The organism is Enteractinococcus helveticum (genome assembly GCF_001657475.1).
GTDB classification, from domain to species: domain Bacteria; phylum Actinomycetota; class Actinomycetes; order Actinomycetales; family Micrococcaceae; genus Yaniella; species Yaniella helvetica.
In genome coordinates this window covers 66,754-88,858 of record NZ_LXEY01000015.1, presented here as the reverse complement: position 1 = coordinate 88,858, position 22,105 = coordinate 66,754, and the positions used below count along the sequence as shown (strand labels likewise).

General features: G+C 54.5%; 14 protein-coding genes and 3 tRNA genes. 8 read left to right on the top strand and 9 right to left on the bottom strand.

Translation table 11 applies throughout. The annotated features are described in order from the left end of the window. Nucleotides 1-47: 47 nt before the first annotated feature. A complete protein-coding gene (locus tag A6F49_RS05295; protein WP_043057334.1) occupies nucleotides 48-1,334 on the bottom strand; it encodes an MFS transporter in 1,287 nt (428 codons plus the stop codon). A gap of 529 nt (nucleotides 1,335-1,863) precedes the next feature. Between A6F49_RS05295 and A6F49_RS05290 the strand changes: the two genes are divergently transcribed. Then, the gene (locus tag A6F49_RS05290) at nucleotides 1,864-7,881 is read left to right on the top strand and encodes an SdrD B-like domain-containing protein (RefSeq protein ID WP_161485774.1); all 6,018 of its coding nucleotides are present in this window, start codon (nucleotides 1,864-1,866) and stop codon (nucleotides 7,879-7,881) included. Nucleotides 7,882-7,997: 116 nt separating this feature from the next. Here A6F49_RS05290 and A6F49_RS05285 read toward each other — a convergent pair whose 3' ends face one another. The 3 genes from A6F49_RS05285 to A6F49_RS05275 form a co-directional block, all read right to left on the bottom strand. Next, nucleotides 7,998-8,546, bottom strand: coding sequence for a helix-turn-helix transcriptional regulator (locus tag A6F49_RS05285; protein WP_067605629.1), 549 nt, complete (start codon nucleotides 8,544-8,546; stop codon nucleotides 7,998-8,000). 621 nt (nucleotides 8,547-9,167) lie between these two features. Continuing rightward, nucleotides 9,168-9,311, bottom strand: coding sequence for a hypothetical protein (locus A6F49_RS17995; RefSeq protein ID WP_161485773.1), 144 nt, complete (start codon nucleotides 9,309-9,311; stop codon nucleotides 9,168-9,170). Nucleotides 9,312-9,661: 350 nt separating this feature from the next. Then, entirely contained in the window at nucleotides 9,662-11,215 is a 1,554-nt protein-coding gene (locus A6F49_RS05275; protein ID WP_043057337.1) for a response regulator transcription factor, read from the bottom strand. A gap of 399 nt (nucleotides 11,216-11,614) precedes the next feature. Between A6F49_RS05275 and A6F49_RS05270 the strand changes: the two genes are divergently transcribed. The 3 genes from A6F49_RS05270 (at nucleotide 11,615) to A6F49_RS05260 (ending at nucleotide 11,936) form a co-directional block, all read left to right on the top strand. Beyond that, nucleotides 11,615-11,687: transfer RNA gene (locus A6F49_RS05270), tRNA-Glu, on the top strand. A 38-nt stretch (nucleotides 11,688-11,725) separates the two neighbouring features. Further along, nucleotides 11,726-11,799 (top strand) — tRNA-Asp (locus tag A6F49_RS05265). Nucleotides 11,800-11,863: 64 nt separating this feature from the next. Continuing rightward, nucleotides 11,864-11,936: transfer RNA gene (locus A6F49_RS05260), tRNA-Phe, on the top strand. A 23-nt stretch (nucleotides 11,937-11,959) separates the two neighbouring features. Here the strand turns inward: A6F49_RS05260 and A6F49_RS18395 are convergent. Next, nucleotides 11,960-13,519 (bottom strand): helix-turn-helix transcriptional regulator, encoded by a 1,560-nt coding sequence (locus A6F49_RS18395; protein ID WP_043057338.1) that lies wholly within the window; start codon nucleotides 13,517-13,519, stop codon nucleotides 11,960-11,962. A gap of 244 nt (nucleotides 13,520-13,763) precedes the next feature. Between A6F49_RS18395 and A6F49_RS05250 the strand changes: the two genes are divergently transcribed. Next, nucleotides 13,764-14,393 carry a PaaI family thioesterase gene (locus tag A6F49_RS05250; protein ID WP_052504760.1) on the top strand — a complete coding sequence of 210 codons (630 nt, stop codon included), beginning with the start codon at nucleotides 13,764-13,766 and terminating at the stop codon, nucleotides 14,391-14,393. Between the two features lie 23 nt (nucleotides 14,394-14,416). Beyond that, nucleotides 14,417-14,797 carry a RidA family protein gene (locus A6F49_RS05245; protein ID WP_235604871.1) on the top strand — a complete coding sequence of 127 codons (381 nt, stop codon included), beginning with the start codon at nucleotides 14,417-14,419 and terminating at the stop codon, nucleotides 14,795-14,797. Here the strand turns inward: A6F49_RS05245 and A6F49_RS05240 are convergent. Next, a complete protein-coding gene (locus A6F49_RS05240) occupies nucleotides 14,794-15,465 on the bottom strand; it encodes an IclR family transcriptional regulator (RefSeq protein ID WP_043057340.1) in 672 nt (223 codons plus the stop codon). The genes A6F49_RS05245 and A6F49_RS05240 overlap by 4 nt on opposite strands. Before the next feature lie 159 nt (nucleotides 15,466-15,624). Between A6F49_RS05240 and A6F49_RS05235 the strand changes: the two genes are divergently transcribed. Further along, a complete protein-coding gene (locus A6F49_RS05235; protein ID WP_043057341.1) occupies nucleotides 15,625-17,586 on the top strand; it encodes an FAD-dependent monooxygenase in 1,962 nt (653 codons plus the stop codon). A 215-nt stretch (nucleotides 17,587-17,801) separates the two neighbouring features. Beyond that, the gene (locus A6F49_RS05230) at nucleotides 17,802-18,551 is read left to right on the top strand and encodes a DUF1345 domain-containing protein (RefSeq protein ID WP_052504761.1); all 750 of its coding nucleotides are present in this window, start codon (nucleotides 17,802-17,804) and stop codon (nucleotides 18,549-18,551) included. A gap of 292 nt (nucleotides 18,552-18,843) precedes the next feature. On the opposite strand, the gene A6F49_RS05225 is transcribed toward A6F49_RS05230, so the two are convergent. The 3 genes from A6F49_RS05225 to A6F49_RS05215 form a co-directional block, all read right to left on the bottom strand. Then, nucleotides 18,844-19,737 carry a fibroblast growth factor gene (locus A6F49_RS05225; protein WP_043057344.1) on the bottom strand — a complete coding sequence of 298 codons (894 nt, stop codon included), beginning with the start codon at nucleotides 19,735-19,737 and terminating at the stop codon, nucleotides 18,844-18,846. Between the two features lie 69 nt (nucleotides 19,738-19,806). Further along, nucleotides 19,807-20,907: a Fic family protein gene (locus A6F49_RS05220; protein ID WP_082911605.1), complete on the bottom strand. Its 1,101-nt coding sequence runs from the start codon at nucleotides 20,905-20,907 to the stop codon at nucleotides 19,807-19,809. A gap of 96 nt (nucleotides 20,908-21,003) precedes the next feature. Further along, a complete protein-coding gene (locus A6F49_RS05215) occupies nucleotides 21,004-22,086 on the bottom strand; it encodes a YdcF family protein (RefSeq protein WP_043057345.1) in 1,083 nt (360 codons plus the stop codon). Nucleotides 22,087-22,105: the final 19 nt, after the last annotated feature.

Below are 22,105 nucleotides of genomic sequence, written 5' to 3'. Positions count from 1 at the left end.
GAACCCAGCTTCGTTATAGAACTGGACAAGTAGCTAGCACTTCGATGTCAAGCGAGTGGGAATTTTCCTAGTGTGTTCGTGGGCTTCAGTACACGTGCCCTGGCTGACGCAACGGTAGCCCAGCCTGCTGGGACGATCGCTACGACGAGAAATAGGGTTCGGTAGCCAGCCTCATCAGAGGGGATCCACGTTAGATCCGCTGTCAAGCGCAGGATGCCAAGTGCGATCATTGGTCCGAGTAATTGTCCGAGTGCGGCTGCCGCGCTATAAGCTCCCATGAGGCGTCCACCTGCGCGCTGTCGCGCATTTTCCAGAGCTGAGGCGAATAGTGCAGAAGTATTCAACCCAACTGCTGCACCGCTGAGAATTGCTGCACCCACAATGACGGCAAGGTGGTCGGTGAAAGCCCGGAAAACCAGTGATGCCGCCAGCATGAAGCCGGCAAGCGCGATCACCTGAAGACTGTAGCTCAGCAGGTGGGGCTTGCGTAATAGGAATATTGAGGCGGCGATCAGACCGAGCAGGGCTGCGGCAACAACTAACATAGTTGTCCGCACAGGAAAAGCTGCGTCGTCGCTGGCTCGTTCGGCCAACTCGAGTGCATGATAGCTCAAGAAAATGGCGATGACCACGCTCGCGGCCCATTGGATGGCGAGTATCCATCCGCGTGAAATCGTCGGAATGGCAGACGATGGTGGGGGAGCGTCGTCACTTTGGGCAGGATCTGGTGTGCTGTTCGTAGGAGTGCGCATGATGTGGCTGGGTGTGATGAGAAGAAAAACCACCGGTACTGCCAGGCTGAGTAACGCCAGCCCAAAGGTGGTGTGCCAAATTGCCATTGGAAATATGAAAAGAATGACTAGTGGGATGAACGCGCCCGCGTAGCCGCCAAGCACTGTCACCACTGCGCCTCGTTGACGGTGAGTCGTCGTCGATAATGCAAGAACGGCACGAAGCACCGCTATGGCACCGGAGTAACCCAGTTGGGCACACATCCAACCGCCGATAAGCATGAGTCGTGATTCACCAAGAGCAAGGATCACTAGCCCGCTGGTACCCAGGATCGTTGTTGTGGCTATCCAAATCCACCGGGATTTCAACGTCGGATGGTTCCAGTCTGCAAGCGCTCCGAATCCTAATGCGCCCACGACACCAGCCACGGAACCAAGACTCACTGTCTGCGCAACGAGCGTTGGAACGTCGAAGCCTTGGCCGAGTTCAGATGCACGTTGGGCTATCCCAGCAACGACCGGGGGAGCTAGGGCCGCTAGCACCATAAGTTTTGCAAGATTAACCGCGATAGCAATATGTTTTGAGGTTTGCTGGTTGATCATCGTTGCGTCCTGTGAGTCCAGCAGTCCGGCATCGCTTGGAGTGTTGGTCGCCTCTGTTGCCTTGTTGACCGAGAGTTTTTATCTACCTGTTTCATTTGTCCTTTGACAGTGTCATGACCCAGACCGCATCGGCGTCAGGATGATTGGTGCTAACTACACGGGCTATTTGTTGGGAAATAATCCATACCACGTACACTCCGCGAGATGATGAGTGCCGGAGCGCACATCGAAGACCTCAAGAATAAGTATGTCAGCATCCAGTTTTCCCTGCGAGAGGGTGTCATGACATGAAGACGGAGCAGGAACGGGTGAAGGGGAGGGTGATTTTTGCAATTAACTCCGAAGTCCGCTGAAACCCCAGCCTAGGGTAGGGACCGGTTATCCCCATATTTTGGCGTTTGGCCTAGCCATGCCCACAATGCGGGAACTCCGGGACCCTTTCGCCTCCGGGTGATTTGATCGTTCCGGACTCATCACTTGATTACAAGGAACGGAAATGAATCAACACACTTTGGAAGGAGGGGGTCCGTTGTATAGCGAAACTGCAGAGTCACCAAGAAACAAATCAGTGCTCTCACGCTTCATCGCAAGTATTCTTGCCGCAGTCTTATCTGTCGCAGGGTTAGTAGCACTGGGGCCAGCAGCTTATGCAGCAACCCCCGGTATCAGCGTGACCTCGCTGCACAACAACAGTCCTGTGTCTGACGGTGCAGTCGTTGAGCCAGGCGATACCTTCACGCTGAGGGTGCAGTACAACGACGCCGTTGATGCCAGTAGCCCGATTGTGGTTGGACTGCCGACCGGGGTGACCCTTGACGACTCATCGTTGGAAGTCCCCGCAGGCAATACCGCGATCCAGGACATCTCACTGGTTGACGGAAATATCAACATCACCTTTTACGACACCGAAGAATGGGGTGACGTAAACCAAGGTGTCTGGGACCTCAAATTTGCTTTCGACTCCGTCGAGTACACCGAGTCCCAGCAAATCGAGTGGACGATCAACGGCGATCCAACAACCTTGGACGTCGTAGTCCGTGTTCCCGGTGATAACAATGAGAACGTCTCAAATTCGATCAACAAGAGCGCTGGTTGGGTCAACCTGAACCAGTACGTCAGTGTTGACGAGGACGGCAATGTTGTTCTGGGTAATAACATCACCGAACAGAAAATTAACTACACGCTCAACGTCAATACCGATCGCAACACAGAACGTTCGGCTTTTGAAATTTCCGATGAGATTTCCCCATACCTCGATTATAATGCCGACTTTTCAGCTCAAATTACCACGTGGGATGAAAACGGTTGGAACCAAACCACTGAGAATTTCGACTTCGCCCCAACGATTTCTGGAAACGCCTTCAGCGCGTCCATTGACTTGCCGAATCCTTCTCAGCTGAGGGTCACCTACTCGGCTTCCGTTTCTCCCGACGCGCTGGATGATTTCCGCGCGGCACTACAAACTCAGTACGAAGCTCTTGAAGGTGGCTACGGCAACTACAGCGTCCAACTTGGCAACACCGCAATCTTTGGTGATGCCGGCTCTCGTGAGGCCAACGTCAATGTCGGTGGAAGTATTACTGAACCAGCACCAGCCCCAGGACCAAATATAGGTCAGGCTTTCGGAAAATCTGGTGACTGGGCACAGCAGAACATTGAGCCTGCTGAAGACGGCAGTCTTGAATCACCTCTGGACATTACCTACTCCTTCACTGCGAACCTATCCCAGTGGAATGGGGAAGCTGCAGAAGGCCACGACAACCACGAAGACTTTGAGCTCGACCGTAATGTTGTCATCAGTGACCGCCTTCCAGCTCAGGTTGAATGGAACACATCTTCTGATGATTTCATCACTGTGGAAGGTATGGAACTAACGGAAGCAGCTGGCTTCGATGGTGACGCTGCAGCTTTTGCCGCCGACGAGTACGTAAGCCAGTATGCAGTCGTCGGGCAAAGCCTATACATCAACGTTGGTCAATCCGCCGATACGAACGCAACGGTTTCCGCGAAAGCACTGATCACCACGCTCGACGGCATTTGGCCGTGGGAACAGCCCAACACCGGGTTCATTTTCTATGCTTTGAAAAACTCGGCGACATTTACCTACTCAGACGGGAATCCACATACCGATGAGCACGAAGTAAATCTCGTCGATCGGGGCGACACTTCCGGTGGAGTGAACGATCCCAATCGTTTCTCGAAAAATGCTCAGTCCGATGGCATTGAATACGTCGATATCGGTGAGTCACTGACCATCGATTACCAGTTCATCGTCGAGGGTGTAGATGTCACGAACAGCTACATCGTCGATGAACGCGATGGAAATATCTTCGACTTCTCAGACGAAGCAACGCTTGCCGAAATCCAAGAAAGTATCACCGGTCAGCACAGCTGGTGGGTGAATATGGGTTCCGAGCACTTTGACGTTAGCGTCAACGAAGACGGCAACCTAGTCGTGCGGCTCAGTGACGATGGTGTTGACATGGTCGGTGAAGGCTTCAATGGTCGTCTGGTAGTGAATCTGCCATTGACCACCGTTGAATTTGATAGCAAACAAACTGTCAACATCAAAAACCATGCAACGCTGTATGGCTCGGACGATGAAGCACTCTACTGGTCGGAAACCACAAGCGAAGCCAGTTCATTCGGTAACGAAGCAGAGGTTCGCAAGAGTATCCGCGATTCGGCAAACGGAGAGTGGACACAAAACCTCCGTGTTGAAATCGGTGAAGACGGCGAACTCATCCAAGATGAATACGTTTATAACCTGGCATTTATTCCGCACGGGAATTACTCTGCGGTAACCATCAGCCCTGTGCTGGACGAATTGCCGGACGAAGTCGAGTTCCTAGGTTTCGTAACTAACGACAACGTAGATAGCGGCGACAATCCAGTCGAAGGTCCCCAGGATATCGGCGGTAACCTTGAAGCTGTATACGATGCAGATACTCACACGGTCACCGTCCAGCAAAAGGACGGCACTCTCCTAGAACAGCAACCGAACATCAGCGCTAACGTGCTGGTCCGAATTGTCAAATTCGAAGAGGATGTGCCTGTAGCCAACTTTTTCGGTAATTCTTCGACGATCTACACCCCTTCCGATGGATACCCAATTTCCATCGCAAAGGTTGACTCTGAAGACGACGAAGTTGTAATTGACGATCCCAACTCGCGCTTCCGTGTCCTTGACTCAGAAGATAACGTTGTCATTGAAAACGTCTTCGTTGAGAATGGACAACTCCGTGCACTCACCGAACAAGGTAATGTCACAGGGCTGGTTGTTCGCGAACCAGGAATCTACTACGTTGAAGAAACCGTAGCTCCTGAAGGTTACGAACTTTCTGAACAACGCATCCAGGTAACTGTGAACGAAGACGGTTCATCTTCACACGTGACATTCCCGAACGTCCCAACTGAGGAACAAGAGGATCCTGAGCCTGCGGTATCAATTGTCAAGGGCGATGGTGACGCTGAGGCTGGCACTATTGAGAATGATGCCAATACCGAAGATGATGCAGTGGCCTATGCGGACGGGGAAACTCGTGACATTGTGATCACTGTCGAAAACACTGGTAACGAGGATCTGGTTGATGTGGTCCTGACTGATGAAACGCAGTCCGGTTCTGACATCGAAAACCTGGTGTGGACGTTGCCAAACGGTGACACCATCGAGGCAACTACTGATGAAGATGGTGTGTTGACTGCTGCATGGGATGGCCCCTGGGCTGTTGGTGACACAATCACCGGTGTGGCAACGTTGACTCTTGCTGCGGGTGAAGAACTGCACACGAACCTGGCATCGGTTGATGCTGCCGGTGCAGCTTCAGGTACTCCAGTTGAAGACGACGATCCATACAACGCGACTCCACCAGAACAGCGCACCTACGCTATTGGTGACTACGTCTGGATTGACGCCAATAATAATGGTGTGCAAGACGACGGAGAAGAACCTCTTGCTGACGTGACCGTCGTGCTCTTCGATGGTGAAGGCAGCGAAATCGATCGCACCGAAACCAACTCTGATGGTCGTTACATCTTCGACAACCTCGAAGCTGGTGACTACCAGGTCCGCTTCATCCTGACCGATGAACAGGCCGCCATCTACGAGTTCACCGACTCCACAGTTGGAGACGACGTTGAAGTCGACTCTGACGCCGGATTCAACGGTTTCTCGTCCACCACCACGCTGGGTGAGGACAATGCGTTCCTAACCTCGAATGAGAACTACGAGCATTTCACCGTTGAAGCCACCGAAGGTATCGACCCAACCTGGGATGCTGGCGTTGTCCTGCTTCCAGTACCGGAAGAGCCAACCTACGCTATCGGTGACTACGTCTGGATTGACACCAACCGTGACGGCATTCAGGACGACGATGAGTCGCCACTGAATGACGTGACCGTTGTGCTCTACGACAGTGCGGGCGAAGAACTTGATCGCACCACCACTAACGCAGCTGGTCGTTACATCTTCGACAACCTCGAAGCTGGCGAATACTCTGTTGGCTTCGAATTGACTGAGGAACAGGCTGAACGCTACGAGTTCACCTTGTACACTGCTGAAGAAGATGTCGAAGTTGATTCTGACGCGGGTGAACAAGGACGTTCAGGCGTGATCATTCTTGGTGAGGACAACGAGTTCTTGACATCGAATGAGAACTACGAGCACAACACTGTTCAGGCAACCGAGGGTATTGACCCAACCTGGGATGCCGGAGTCGTAGAGATCCTCAATCCTGAACTTGATGTCGCTAAGAACGAAGCAGGCGATGACGAGCACCAGGTAGTCGCAGGTGAACATGATGTCGTAGTCACCGTTACCAATGCTGGTAATGAAGCACTTGAAGACTTCGCGTTCGAAGACACCACCGAAGATGGCCATGACGTTGTTTGGAATGAAGAGGATCTAGCCGGTTTGACCGACCTGGTTCTTGAACCAGGCGACTCATACACCGTCAATGGTGTGGTCCAGGTAGACGCTGGTCAGACCCACCGCGACAACGTAGTGGTCGATGCAAACGGGGTCATCTCTGGTGACCCAGTGGAAGACGAAGACCCAACCACGTACCACGCTGATCCGACATATGCGATCGGTGACTACGTCTGGGTTGACACCAACCGCGACGGTATCCAGGATGAGAACGAGAATCCTCTAGCAGATGTGACTGTTGTGCTGTATGACGGTGAGGGCGAAGAAATCTATCGCACCACCACCGACGAGAATGGTCGTTACATCTTCGATAACCTGCCATCAGGTGATTACCAGGTTGGTTTCGAACTGACTGAGGAACAGGAACGTCAATACAACTTCACGTCTTACACTGAAGGCGACGATCCTGCTTCGGACTCCAACGCTGGTGAAAACGGTCGCTCAGCAGTCTTTACCCTTGGTGAAGACAGCCCGCTGACGTCAGATGATGACTACGAGTTCAACACCGTTGAAGCATCGGAAGGCATCGACCCAACCTGGGACGCTGGTGTCGTAGAGAAAACCTACGCCATTGGTGACTACGTTTGGGTTGACGAAGACCGTGATGGTGTCCAGGATGAGGGCGAGAATCCTCTGGCAGATGTGACTGTTGTTCTATATGACGGTGACGGCGAGGAAATTGATCGCACCACTACCGATGAGAACGGTCGTTACATTTTCGACAACCTGCCGTCTGGTGATTACCAGGTTGGTTTCGAACTGACTGAGGAACAGAATCGTCAGTACAACTTCACGTCTTACACTGAAGGCGACGATCCTGCTTTGGACTCCAATGCCGGTGAAAACGGCCGTTCAGCGATATTCACTCTGGGCCCTGATAACCCGCTGGTTTCCGACAATGACTACGAGTTCAACACCGTTGAAGCATCGGAAGGCATCGACCCAACTTGGGACGCTGGTGTACAGCTGAAACCGTATGCCATCGGTGACTACGTCTGGATTGATACCAACCGCGACGGGATCCAGGATGAAGGCGAAGAACCTCTTGAAGGTGTAACCGTTATTCTGTATGACGGTGACACCAACGAGATCGCACGTACAACCACTGATGAGAACGGTCGTTATCTCTTCGACTACCTCAACGCTGGTGACTACGAAGTGCGCTTCATTTTGACGGAGGAACAGGCAGAACTCTATGAATTCACCAAACTCCGTGAGGGCTCGGACAGCAAGGTTGATTCCAACGCTGGCTACCTGGGCTTCTCTGGAGTATTCGCTCTGGGATCGGATAACCAAAACTTGACTCTCGACTATGAGTATCAAGAATTCGGAGCAGCTCTAGGTATCGACCCGACCTGGGATGCTGGTGTTGTACTGATACCTGAGAAGCCAGTAGATCCGACTCCAACTCCATCGGAACCAACCAAACCCGGTGAGACTCCAGACGCCTCTGATCCATCGGATCCGAAAGATCCGAGCGAGGAAAGCCCTGGAGACAAGGACGGCGAACTGTCGAGAACCGGTGCGAACTTTGCACAGATCTTCGGCATGATTGGTCTGCTGTTGCTTGGAACCGGCGGTGCTCTCTACGCGCGTCACCGTAAGAGCAACGAATCCTAAATATTAGGTAGCTAAATGCGCAAGGCGCTGGCAGTCACAAGAATTGTGGTTGCCAGCGCCGAGTGCTTTAACGACAAGATTCATGCGCTGAACGCCGATATTGTCGTCGTAGAAACCTAGATGAGCCCTCGGCGCTGAGCACCATGGACGGCATCCTCTCGAGAAGACACATTGAGTTTTCGGTAAATTGATCGCAGTTGGGTTTTCAATGTGTTGAGTGAGATGGACAAGTTCTCTGCGATGGTTGATCGTGTATGACCGGCAGCAAGTTGGGCGACTACTTCGATTTCTCGGTCCGTCAGCGCCAATCCCGGTTTTGGAAGGTTCGTCAAAAACACGGATGCCGCAGGATTTTCAGCTGGCCATTGAGGTACTTCTTCCTGCGCTAGTTCACGACATTCTGGACTAAAGAATGTGGCTTCATTCGTCAATAAGCCCCCAGGGAAGTCAGCAGCATATGCCAAGACGTCTGTGGCACTTTTTGTATCGTTTGTCTGGTGATGAGCTGGGGCAAGAATGCATAATCTTCGCAGTTCGATTTTCCTGAACCCGCGGGTTTCCTCGTGGAGCTGCAGGGCCTCTTGGATGGCCCGTTTCGGGTGCCCGGCATAGAGATACAGCGCGGCCTGGACGAGTTGAGCATAAGCAAATTGCGTATCTGCCACGATTAATGAGTTCTTGGGCTTCAGCTACCCGCCCGCTACGCATCGCAAGCAGAGCTTTTTCGAGAGGGATGATACTGCCGGAGAAGCCTTCCCCGTCGACTTTGGGAAACGACATGGCATCCAACATGTTGAGACGATGTTCTAGCTCGTCATACTGGCCGAAGGATTGACATAACTGGGATGTGGCGAGCACGTAAAACGGCCACATTTCTCCGACGTCGTGAAGATTAATACTCTGCAGTGATTCTAACGGCTGGTGTTGTGCATCGACTTCTGACAGGAGAGATGCGAAGTCGTGGTGCGCATCAATTTGGGACTCAATCCAGCTTGAGGTCCTCGGCAGCTGGTCAGCACGCTCAAGATGCGCTTTTGCGGTAGTGACGTTACCGAAAGCGGCATGAATGAGCGCAGTTTTCACAAGGGCATCTCGTGACAAGAAAGAAAACGCGGGAAGAGGCGGGTGGAGTTGTGCTTCGGTAAAGGCCGTCAGAGCGCAAGTGAAATCACCCGCTAGAATTCCGGAAACACCTACCTGAACGGGAACATGAAGTTTCCACCCAGCCCTGCTAACAGCAAAGGGATGCATTTTGCCAAGATGCCGGCGTAGGATTTGGCTTTGTTCTAATGCTTGGACTGGGTGGCCATGCAGCCGATACTCAAACATGCGAAAAGGGTCAAGAAGAACATCTGCGTTGGATTATCAGGATCCAGCGAGTCGACGATCTCGGCCTTATCGAAACCGCCCGGTCCACGAGCAGCCAGCATCTCATAACAGGTTCGGATCAAAATATCGGTGGCTGGATAATGTTTGATGAGCGCTCGTATGATGTGGAAGAAACGTTCGGTTTCCAGACCGAACCATACCGCGGGAGGTCTCCGTGATGATCAGGCGATGGATGCGTTCATAGTCGGCCTCGTCGTATGCCCGATTCATTTCTTCTGCGACGGTAGCCAACCTATCGTGGCGGATACTGGCTTGGTACAACATTGATGTTAAGGCTCCTACTGGCTCACCAGTCGCAGTTGAAAAATCAGCAAGGTTTAGACTTCAAGTTCAGTGTCAATAAATAGTCATTGGCACAGACACGGTTAGAGTTTCCGTTGCAGTCAGGCCATCAAATAAGGCCGCGCCGCTGGGCTCCGAGAATTGCGTCATCGGCAGAAGACACATCAAGCTTTTTATAGATCGATTTTAGGTGAGTCTTCAAGGTGTTCAGTGAGATGAACATCGCTTCTGCCATCTTGGCCCGCGTGTGCCCTTCGGCAAGGTGTTTAATGATTTCAACTTCGCGGTCAGTCAGTGCCAGGCCGGGCTTGGGTAACCCGGTAAGAAACGCGGACGGACCGTGATTATCAGCCGGCCAATTCGGCACATGTTTTGCAGCAAGTTCACGAGTCTCGGGACTAAACAGCTGGACTTCCGTTTGAGTTAGCCCTCGAGGAAGCTCTGCGGCACGTTTGAGAGTATCGATGCACTCTTCATTCTCATCAGACTGATACTGTGCCGCCGCCAAAATAGAAAGCCGACGCACCTCCATCATGCGAAAGCCGCGGGTATCTGTTCTCAGTCGAGAGACCTGTTGGATCGCCTGCTGGGTGCGGCCAGCATATATATTCGATGCGGCCTGGAACAGTTGGGTGTAGGGCAGGCTTTGATCGGCTCGCTCTAAGAAATCATGTGCTTCAGTACCACGACCGGCTTTCATTGCTAGCATGGCGCGCTTTAGCGGAATGATACTGCCAGTGAATCCATCGCCATCCAGGCGAGGAAAGGGCATCGTGTCGAACATTTCCAGACGATGTTCTAGCTCATCATGATACCCGCCGCCTTCCAGAACGCGGTGGACGGCCAGGATATAGAAAGGCCACATTTCGCCGATGTCGTGCAGGCTAATGGCTTCCAGTTGCTCTAGTGCTTCTTCATAATTTTCAAATGAGACGAGCACGTTGGCGAAGTCCCGGTGTGAGTCGATGTGTGATTCAGTCCAGCTCGAGGTGCGCGAAATGCGGTCAGCTCGTTGGATGAGTGATTTCGCTGTCGTCGCATTACCAAAACATGCGTGAATCAACGCAGACTTAGCTAGGGCGTCGCGGGTAAGGAAGGCAAACTTCGGCACCGGGACGTGCATCTGTGCTCGCGTGAAGTTCGTCAGGGCACGGGTAAAGTCACCAGCAAGCATTGCTGAGACACCAACTTGCACGGAGGTGTTCAGCGTCCATCCATCATGTGAATCAAGCAGCGGCTGCATCTTGCCCAGATGCTTTTCCATTTCGAAGCTTTGCTGCAATGCGTCACGACTGCGCCCCTTGAGCCTGAAATCGCCCACGCGTAACAGGGATAGTACGTACATATCGCGTGGCTCATTGAGCCGGATGCCGGACAGGGCCGTAGGTGAGTCAATCGTGCCCGGAGTGTCTTCAGAGAAGACTTTCAATGCGGCTTTGAGAAAAGGCGAGGGGGCAGGATCTTTTGCTGCCAGGATCTGGATGATTTCCAGGGCCCTCGATGGGCGCAGCGCAAACCAGGTGGATGTAACGTCGCGCGCGAGGAGCTTGGCAGTTTCATCAAACTCTTGCCGCGCTAGAGTAGTTTCAATTTCCTCGGCGAGCAACGAGAGGTCATCAGTACGAAAGGAAATATGCTGGCCGGAATGCATCTGGTCAGACATGGCCTTCCCTTTCTGCTTGACTTTCTACCCACCATGGGAATGCTTCAAGGTAATACTAACCGGTAACTAGGCGGATAATGCCTGTGTGTCTAGAAGAAGCACTGGACCGTTCTCGACGAAAGTCTAGATTATATGCTTGAACAAGAGGAAATGTCTAGACGCGCCCACTCTTCCGACCGCATTGAGGTCATTAGGTCTTGTGTCGATAGTAGTGTCGGTGTGGACTAGGGAGATGTCGGTCGAGTCGGGGGTGGGTTATGTCATGACACGTTAAGGAGGTTGAAGTTGCTGCGATATGTGACAACCGGAGCGATTTTTGAGTGATTTGATTATGGTGGGCAGTTGCCTTTATGATTGTGGTTCTAACTTCGAGCCGGTTTGGTGCTCGAGATTAGAAAGGCCCCCATCGTCTAGTGGCCTAGGACACCGCCCTTTCACGGCGGCGGCACGGGTTCGAATCCCGTTGGGGGTACAAGCCACTTATTGGCTTGAGGAAGATGTTTTTCTCATGGCCCTGTAGCGCAGTTGGTTAGCGCGCCGCCCTGTCACGGCGGAGGTCGCGGGTTCAAGTCCCGTCAGGGTCGCGGATTTTGAAGAGCCTGTCCATACGGACGGGCTCTTTGTCCATGATGAGCTGCAGGCTCGTCAGGTCCTCTAGCTCAGTTGGTAGAGCGTTCGACTGAAAATCGAAAGGTCACCGGATCGACGCCGGTCGGGACCACAACGCTGCCGCAACATCATGGGCTAAATGATGCCCCGTCGCTCTCCTTCAAATACTGCGTCCGCTGCCGAAGACACTTCAAGTTTTCTGTAGATCGACTGCAGTTGGGTCTTGACCGTACTGAGACTGACGAACAACCGCTCTGCAATCTCTACTCTGGTCAGGCCCAGCGCAAGGTGCTCGAGAATTTCAATTTCTCTCTGGGTCAGTGAGTGACCGCGTTGTGGCAACTGCGGTAAGAAGATCGCTTTGCCGTTAGATTCTTTGGGCCATGAGGGCACATGCTTTTCGGCAAACTGTTGGATTTCTTCACCGAAGAGCAATTTTTCTTGCGGGGTCAAACCTCGTGGCATCTCAGCGGCATGTTTCAACGCAGCAATACTTTCATCAGTATGGCCCAGCATGTACTGGGCGGCGGCGAGCACCGAGAGCCTACGGATTTCCAGAAGTCGAAAGCCCCGCGTCGCATATTGTAAGCCCCTGATATGGTCCAACGCGTGGTGTAAGCGTCCCACATACAGGTCGGCTGCGGCACTGACCAGCTTTGTATAGGTTAGGGAATGGTCAGCCCGCTCCAGTGGTCGCACAGCTTCCGAACCGCGCCCAACGCTGAGCGCTACCAGCGCTCGCTTCAGTGGAAGCACGCTACCGGTAAATCCTTCTCCGTCTATTCGTGGCAGCGGTAGTGAATCAAGCATTTCAAGTCGATGCTCAACTTCATCGTGGTGCCCAGCTGCCACCAACAGGCGGTGCAGCGCGACGACATAAAAGGGCCACATTTCTCCCACTTCATGCAGGCTGATGACTTCAAGCCGGTCGATCATGTCTTCTAAATCGCCCTGGTCTAACAGGATGTCGGCGAATTCCGCTTGGACATCAACACGCTGTTCAACCCAACTGGACGTGCGGGGAACCTGAGCGGCCCGAGTCAGAAGCCCCGTCGCAGTGGCAGCATTGCCAAATGTAGCGTGAATCAGGGCCGATTTTACGAGTGCTTCGCGCTCCAGAAAAACGAACTTTGGATTGGCAGGTCGTAATTGTGCATGCATCAACGAACTCAGCGCCCGTGAAAAATCTCCGGCTAGCATGGCGGTAATGCCGATTTGCCCGGGGGCTTGTAACAACCAGCCGCCGCGTGGGGTCAGGCTCGGTCGCATTTTGGCCAGATAGGTCTCGATCACATCGGCTTGTTCGAGTGCCCGACTGATCATCCCATGCACCCGGTAGTCACTCATCCGAAACATTGCCAGCACAAACATTTGCTTTGGGTCGTCACTGTCGAGCTGGTCCTGCAGTGCTTGGGTGTTAGTGAGTCCGGCTTTGGAAGCGGAGAGGATTTTGTAGGCTGCAGTGACTAAGGGCGCTGCATCACCGACTTCGTATGCCAGGAGTTTGAGAATTTCTGAGATGCGTGCAGGTTCAAAGCCAAACCAGGCTGCAGCGATGTTCTCTTCGACGAGGGAGGCAGCTGTGGCATAATCCTTCTGAGCAAGCACATCTTCCACCTGGTAGACGAACTGAGCAAGCCCGTCTAGAGAAGATGGTTCACCTTCATCGGGAAGAAGGTCATCGACGTCTTGCATACCTCACTCAATTGCACTAAACCGACTGGCTTTGCTGTTAAAAAGTGTTCGTTGTGTTCATCATACGTTGCCTCTCAAGTTTCGTATAGTGTTACAGATTAGAAATACTTCAGCCATGAATTTGTGGTTGATGTGGACCGAAACATGGTGCCGTAAAGTGCTGACTGGCCGGGGTCTTGGTAGCCCATGCTGGCTGGGCGGTTGCAGCGGCAGTATTTCGGGGCAGGCTTGCTATCCTGGTGCAATGACCACTTCACAGCGCATGGATGCCATTGAAATGACTCAGCATCGTCGTCGCCCGTTCCCTGAAACCGACCAGGCGACGGCCTATCTGGAAATGATGACGCAGGTCCGGCAATTCCAAGACGCCCTGGTGGCGGCCAATCCGGACGTTGCTCAGGCGCAGTTGATTCAGGCCAAGCTGGCTGAACTCACCGAGCTGCTGACCACGCTTGAGGTACCGGAGCACGAGCGGCTGTATGCGCTGGGTGACATGGGAATTTCGCCGTCGCAAGCCCTGGTCCCACCGCTGACCGTGGATCATTTTGACGAAGACGAACTCCGCGCCCACTTTCAGCCCGGCCAGTTTGCCATGGGCATGAACCAGGCGATGCACGGTGGGGTGATTTCGCTGATCTTTGACTCGGCGATGGGCCGCATGGCCGCAGGTCCCCAGGGTATTCCGTGTCGCACGGCGTATCTGAAGACGCAGTATCGCAATGTCGCCCCGGTTGATGTGCGATTGGAATTACGTGCCCGGCTGGAGTTGGTTGAGGGACGCAAGCGGTTCGTGTCCGCGCAGATTTTGCACGGCGAAACCCTGTGTGCCGAAGCCGATGCACTGTTTGTTGCGGTGCGTTCGGGTCACCAGTAGGGGAGGGCCCTATGGCGTCGCGCGTGAGTATCTATACCGAAGGCTTCGGTCATGACAATCCGATCCCAGTGGCCAGTAAAATTGGCCCCTATCTTGCCTCAGGAGTGTTGACCGGCCGCGATCCTGACACGCAGCAGCTGCCCGCCGATTTGGACTCCCAGGTTGCCAACGTGTTTACCCACATTCGCAACGTGATGCAGGCGGCTGGCGGCAGCCCGGATGATATTTTAAAACTCAACGTCCACATGGTCGAATATCGCAACCGGGCGGCACTCAATGAACACTGGCAGCGGATGTTTCCGGATCCTGCCTCGCGTCCGGCGCGCCAGGTCATGGCGGCAACACTGGACCGTGGTGCCCTGATCCAGGCTGACCTATTGGCGATCATCGACGAGGCGCGTTAGTGCGTGGTCAATAAGCTCTCGATTCGGCCAGCCGATTCTTCCAGTTTATTGGCAACTTCTTCGACGTCCAGGTCACTCATGACGTACAGAATGGCTAACGACGCCGGGCGCTCATCTGCGGTACGCAACGGCACCGCGATCGACGATAAGCCAGAGAACACTTCGTCCTGGCTAAACTCGTAACGTTTGGCCGGGAATGCGTCGGGTTTCAACTGGGATCGAATCACTCTGCCCGGGGCGCCGTGATCAATCGGGTGGCGACTGCCCGGGCGCTGGGCCACCGTGGTGACGGCGTTTTGGGGTTCCACGGCCAGCAGCGTAACGGCCTGTTCGCCGTCGTAGGCAACAATAAAAGCGGTCATGCCCAAGGAGTTGGCCAATGCCACGAGCTCGGGGCTGGCGGCGGCTTGCAGATCTCGAGCGATGCTGCGGGTCAAGGTGGCCATGCGCACACCGATTTCGAGGCGCCCGGTGGGATCGCGTTCAACAAAACCAAAGTCTTGTAAGGTGCGCACTAACCGGTAGGCCATTGAGCGATGGATCCCCAGCTGCTCGGCGACTTCGGGAACTGTCAAGGGCGTATTTGACTCACCGATCAATGCCAGGGCATGCAGGCCGCGAGCTAGCGTCTGCGATCCGCCCGTAGTCTGTTTGGTAGTGCTCGTCATGCTGTGATCCTCGTTAAAATGTTGCGCGTTCAACGCCACATCGCTATTCTTGTATCTATAAATAGAATGATGTCTCAACTATAGAGACAGGTGGGGTTGGGTGCAAGCCTCCGCCCACGACGGCGTCCGCCGTGTCAGTGTGTTCACAAGGAGTAGTCGATGCAATTTCATTACCGGGGTTACAACTCTGAAGACCCACGTATTAAACCGGCAGCCGGTTACGGTGTAGACCGCCCGGAGGAGATCCCAGATGAGATGGATGTCCTGATCGTGGGTACCGGCCCCGCTGCGGCCGTTGTGCTGGCACAGCTGTCACGTTTCCCATCAATTAACGTGCGCGCGATTGAAAAGCGCCCGGGACGTCTCGAGGTCGGTCAGGCTGATGGTATTCAGGCCCGCTCGGTTGAGACCTTCCAGGCATTCGGTTTCGCCGAAGAGGTGATTGCTGAGTCCTATCGCAACGTTGAGATGGCGTTCTGGGCACCGGATAAAGAGGACCCAACCAAGATTGTGCGTTCCTCGCGCAGCCCCGACGATGCCACCGGTATCTCCGAATTCCCACACATCTATGTGAACCAGTCGCGCATTCTGGACTACTTCCTGCGTGACGCCGAGCGTGCACCAGGCCGTGCCACCCCGGACTACGGCGTGGAATTTGTCACCGCGCAAATTGATCCGGACGCCGTATACCCCGTCACCGCAACCATCCGCTATGTTGCCGGTGAGCGCCTGGGTGAAGAACGCACCGTGAAAGCCAAGTACCTGGTTGGTGGCGACGGCGCCCGGTCAACCGTGCGCAAGACCCTTGGCCACCGCCTTGAGGGTGACGCCTCGATGCACGCCTGGGGCGTCATTGACATCATGGCCAACACCGACTTCCCAGACATTCAGCTCAAGTGCTCGATCCAGTCGCACGATAAGGGCAACATCCTGTTGATCCCACGTGAGGGTGGCTACCTGGTGCGCATGTACGTTGACCTGGGTGAAGTCACCGAAGCCAATGCCAAAACCATTCGTTCGACGCCGGTCCAGGACATTATTGACACCGCCAACGCCGTGTTGAGCCCGTACACCTTGGATGTGAAATCGGTTGCCTGGTGGTCGGTGTACGAGGTTGCCCACCGCGTTGCCACCGGGTTCGACGACGTCCCAGAGGGCGAACGCGATACCCGCACCCCGCATGCCTTCATCATGGGCGATGCCTGCCACACCCACTCGGCCAAGGCCGGTCAGGGTATGAACGTGTCCATGCAGGACGGGTTCAACCTCGGGTGGAAACTGGGTGCCGTGCTCGAAAACCGCGCACCAGCCAGCCTGCTGAACACCTACGCCGAAGAGCGCTCCGTTGTCGCACATGATCTGATCAACTTCGATAAGCAGTGGTCCAGCATCATGGCAACCCAGGGCGATGACTCCTCCGAGGTTGAAGAGTTCTACACCAAGACCTTCGAATTCCCCGCCGGCTTCATGACCGAATACACCGAAAACCAGGTCACTCTGGGCACCCAGCACCAGGAGCTGGCAGCAGGTTTCCCGGTGGGTAAGCGCTTCAAGTCCGCCGAAGTTATCCGTCGTGCGGATAACCGCTGGCGCCACCTGGGCCACTTCCACGAAGCCGATGGTCGCTGGCGCGTCTATGTCTTTGCTGATTCGGCCGCTCCTGCACTGGAAGGCACGCCAACTGCCGAGTTCGCCAACTGGTGGCAAGAGGACCCAGCCTCACCACGCGTGGTCTACACCCCAGCCAATGGTGACACCGACGCGGTCTTCGACACCAAGGTGATCTACCAGCAGGACTACACCGAAGTGGAACACTACAACGTGCCAGCTGCGTTCCAACCGGTCAAGGTGCCATACGGTCTGATCGATATCAATCAGATCTATGCTGCCGGTCATGGTCGCGATATTTTCCGCGAGCGTGAAATCAGCAGTAACGGCGCGATTGTCATCGTGCGCCCAGATCAGTACGTTGCTGGTGTGCTGCCGCTGGATGCTCGCGAAGAACTCGTTGAATTCTTTGCTAACAACATGATCGAAGCAGAAGAAACTGCTCCAGCCGAATATATCAACGACCTCGAAATCGCTGAGCGTGCCGCGCTGGCTATCCACGTCGAAGACTAATAACGACGACGCATAACAACGTGTCCTGATTACTATCAGGACCTCATCCACAAAGCGGTGCGACGCCCATGGACCTGTTGGGTGTCGCACCGCTTTGCATTTTAAAGAACCGCTTCTTAGTGGGAAAATCTCAACGGATTTTCCCACTAAGAAGTGGTATTGAGGTAGTACAACGTCAGTCCAGGGTTGAACCGAGTACCTAATACAACATGAGCGTGCGAACCACAATCCAAACCTGGACCCGGCGGGCATTGGATTCCGATAACGGCCGCATCACCCTGGTGGCGTTGTTTTCATTCCTGATGTTCTTTCCGCTGAGCTTCCCGCTCAACACAATGGTGACCGACCGGTTTTCCGATATGTTGCGACCCGATGGCATCAGTCCGCTGTTTGTGGTCATCTATATGGGCGTGTACTGGTTCATTTACACGGTGTTTTACTGTGCGATCACGATCTGGTGGTTTTCCCGCTTAGCCTCGGTGCCGTTCCATGAAAAACTGCGCACCACCTCTCGTGGAGTTCATGAGCGACGGAAACTGTCCACGGCGGTCATCCGATCGGATGGTACCATGTCCATCTCGCTGCAGATGTCCTTGCTGGCGCTCGTCTTTACCGTGGTCGTCATGACGGTCCCTGATTTCCGAGGCGAATTTATGATGAAAGTGATCGCTTTGCTTGTCTCGTTTAGCAACTGGGTGGCCGTGGTTGTCACGCAGACGCTGGCGTATGCGCGAGTTCAAGCACAAGATATCGGCGGTGCCGCCGTTCGATTTGCGGGGACCACAGATGCGGTCTGGGGTGACTACTTTTCTCTGGCCCTGGGTATCTCGACCATGCTTGGACCAGCAGATGCCCAGTTAAAGGGTCGACGCGTCCGAACGACCGTCCGCTGGCACGCGTTGGTGAGTTTCGCATTTAACTCGATGGTCATCGCATCACTGGCAACCCTCATGCTCTCAACCTAAGCACCTGGCGCAGAATGTGCCCGCATCCTTGAAAGGGGCTATGCCGTGACACCCGGGGTGATGATTTCCTTCGTAAGGATGACGCTGCTTAACCCTTGTCAGCCGCAGGATGCTGGTGGTCTCACACCGAGCTTCCTACTTAACATCCCACTTACTTCCCACTGTGGGATGTTAAGTAGGAAGCTGAGTGGGAAGCTCTCGGTAAGACACATTTCAGCTTGCGTCCCAGACTGCGACCAGGGTAGCTACCCCATTAGGTTTCGCATCGATCGGGCCCACTACAAAGCTGTGGTTAATCCCGAATCAGGTTCAGCCCGGTGAGCGGAAAGCCCAGATCGACGGCGATGTGCGTGGTCATATCCTTGCGACCAGGTCCCGGGACTACCCATATGCGACCAGCCAAGTCAGCAACATACGCCAGGGAGGCTTCAGCATCGACCGCCAGACCGATGGGATCTTGAAACGCATCGGTGAGCACTTCTGGATCTTCACCGCGTTCACCGGATGGTGGCAGGGGAGCCCGGTTCAAAGAATCCCCGCCGGGTTGGCGTCCTCGGTCGGTCCAAAATAAGCGATCACCCTCCAGCTCGAGATCAATCGGTGCAGGCAGATCATCCCAAACGACCTGAATATCGGTGCGGTTTTCCGCAGTCTCACCCGTCGGTATCTCCAGACGGGCACGCAGAATCTTCCCGTCGCCACCCTCAGATGAGCCCTTCTGTGACCAGTAGACATACCCATTGGCCTCATCTATAGCGACTCCGAGAATCCAGTCACGTTCCTGTCCAGACCCGTCGTATTTCACGAGATCGCGTTGTTGGCTGCCATCTTTCTTAGCGGTAGTCAGCGCGAAGCCTTCACGGTTGCCCCAGTACAAATTGCCACGGCTATCCATCGCCAACTGTTTGCCGGTGGTGGTGCCACCAACCGGAATGATGTCGCGTCGATTCGTGCTATCCACATTGGTGGCGTGCACTCCGCCGTCATCATTGGCGTAGATCGCTTCGCCGAACGCGTTGGTGCCGGTGCCCTCACCCATCGTGGTCCAATAAATGGTGGTGCCATCGCACACAATGCCATCTGGGTGTAGCCCGGTGTCGGTGATAATCGTCCGGTGGGTGCCGGTTGTTACGTCGATCATTTCAATGCGGTGCTCATCGCGGGCTAAAGCGAGTAGTTGAACCATGACACACTCCTGACAGCGGGGCTTGGGATTAGCTTCACCATATCGTCATGTCGATGGTGGTGTCCGGGTCTAGTAGGGTCGGCGTGCTCTTCGAAGAAACGCGTCGAGAGCTTGTGTGAGTCCTTTCACCGACCACACGGATTGTCCACGGATCTTTTCTTCCACTGCCAGCACCTCTTGTGTCTCGAGGCGTTGAATAATGCGATAGGCAGTGGATAGTGGCACACCAAGTTGTTGGGCTCGTGCAGCGGTAAAGACCGGTTCGCGAAGACAAAGTTGTGTCACGATCTGAAAATTCGAACTCACCCGAGATGCTGCGGCGTAGATTGATTCTTCGAGTGCTTGAAGATCTTGGTGGAGCAATTTTGCGTTGCTGATAGCGCGATGCGCAGCAACGGCGATCAGCTCAATGATGTCAAGAGGATCCCCACGGCGGTATTGAGTCAAAGCATCCACATATGAGAAGCGGCTCCCTAACAGACCGGAGGATATCGGCAGCACAAATTCTGGCGACGTCCCACGAGCTTTCAGGACACTGGCGATCAGCGCCCTGCCCGTTCTGCCGTTGCCATCGGTGTGGGGATGGATGGTTTCGTATTGTGCGTGGGCGATGGCGGCTTGCGTCAGTGGATCGATGTCGGTGCGTTGCAGAAAATTCTTCAGATCAGCCAGCGCGGCTGGCACTTGAGTACAAGGTGGTGGAACAAATGCGGCGGTCTGCGGATTGGTCCCGCCCAACCAGACAGCTTGGTTCCGAACACGACCGGCCTGCGTAGGCACGGTGTTTCGCATCAGCACATGATGGGTGGCCAACAGGGCATCAAGGCTCAGTGGTGCAGGGTGCTGTAAAGCAGCTTCTACGGCATCAATATTGTCAACGATTAAACTTGCCGTCGGTTGTGATTGTGCCGCCAGCCGTGCGATCGCGATATGTTGAAATGGCGCATGCAGATGCTCGAGTGCCGAGCTTGCTGAGGCTTCACACCAGATCATCAAAGCAGGCAGAGCAGTCTGACGATATTGTGTATTGAACCGCTCGAGACGTTCTAGCGTTGCACGAATGTGCTGGCCAAGACTTCCAAGCGGCGGTATCCGTTGGGTGCTGATGGCCGGCACCACGGTAGATCGTGATCTCAGTTCTTGAGCTACTACTGGCCAACTCGACGCCATGGTGGTCTTCCTTTTGTGAAACTACCTACTGGTGAGAAAATCTAGACCATTTTTCTCACCAGTGGCTCAAGCTCCTTTTGGAATGTGGATACTCTGTCAGACTGCACCGGTGGGCAGAACCATCGCCGGTACGACCCAGATGGTAAATGCAATAGTCAGCACGATGATGCCGACGGTTGCGACCAGATGAACTTTCAAATGATCGCGCATCACGGCAATAAACTCCCGAATGATCGCACTGGGCAGGTAATACCAGGCGGTGGGTGCACCGATGACATGCGCTCGCAGTCCGAGTTCGCGAGTTAACAGTGCGGCACGGAAGACATGATAGCTGCTGGTCACTACCGTGACGGGTGCGCTGGTATCGGGCAGTAGCTTGCGCGAAAACTGCAGGTTTTCTTCGGTATTGGTTGATTGGTCTTCGGCGACGACGTCGTCGGGGGCAACACCTTGTTCAATGACATAGTCACGCATAGCAACACCTTCGGCCACGGGTTCGTCGTCGCCTTTGCCACCCGAAGTGATCATGATGGGTTCGCCGGCGTCGTCGTGCTGTGCTCTGATTCCACGTTTCAACCGGGAGGCCAGCAATGGTGGAACTTTGCCGTTGAGCAGCCCGGCGCCCAGGACAATGACGGCGGTGGACGGGTGTTTTGGTTTGCGCCAGCGGTAGGCCAGGGAAGCGATAATGAATGCGGCGAAGCAGCTGGCGATGTAGGTGATGAGCAGGAGCAGGGCTGTGTAGATGCCGTATTGCAGGTGGTAGGCCAGGTCATCGCGGACGATTTCGGCGGGTTCAATCAACGCTAGGGCGGTGGGCAGGAAGAAAAGCGCAAGGCCGGCAAGCAGCGAGAGCATGTTGCCCAGGCTGCGGGATTCACGGCGCAGGGTGGTGATCCCGGCCCACAACAGGAAGCCCACAAGCAGCGGGTAGCCGAGAGCGGTGCCCAGTCCGATGGCAATGAGCGAGGCGCCCAGGGTGATGACCAACAGGATGGGCCAGTTGGCGAGCAGGTACAGCAGGAGGCCTGCGGCCAAGAGCGTGGCGCCGGTGCCGATGATGGTGTAACTGTAGGCGGCGATGCGACGGGGATCGTTGGAAATGCGGTTGATTCCGAGGCCGGTTGCCAACAGGCCCAGGATGCCGAATACGGCCGTGACTACCGTGATTATGGTCATGGACGTCAGTGTACTGTCT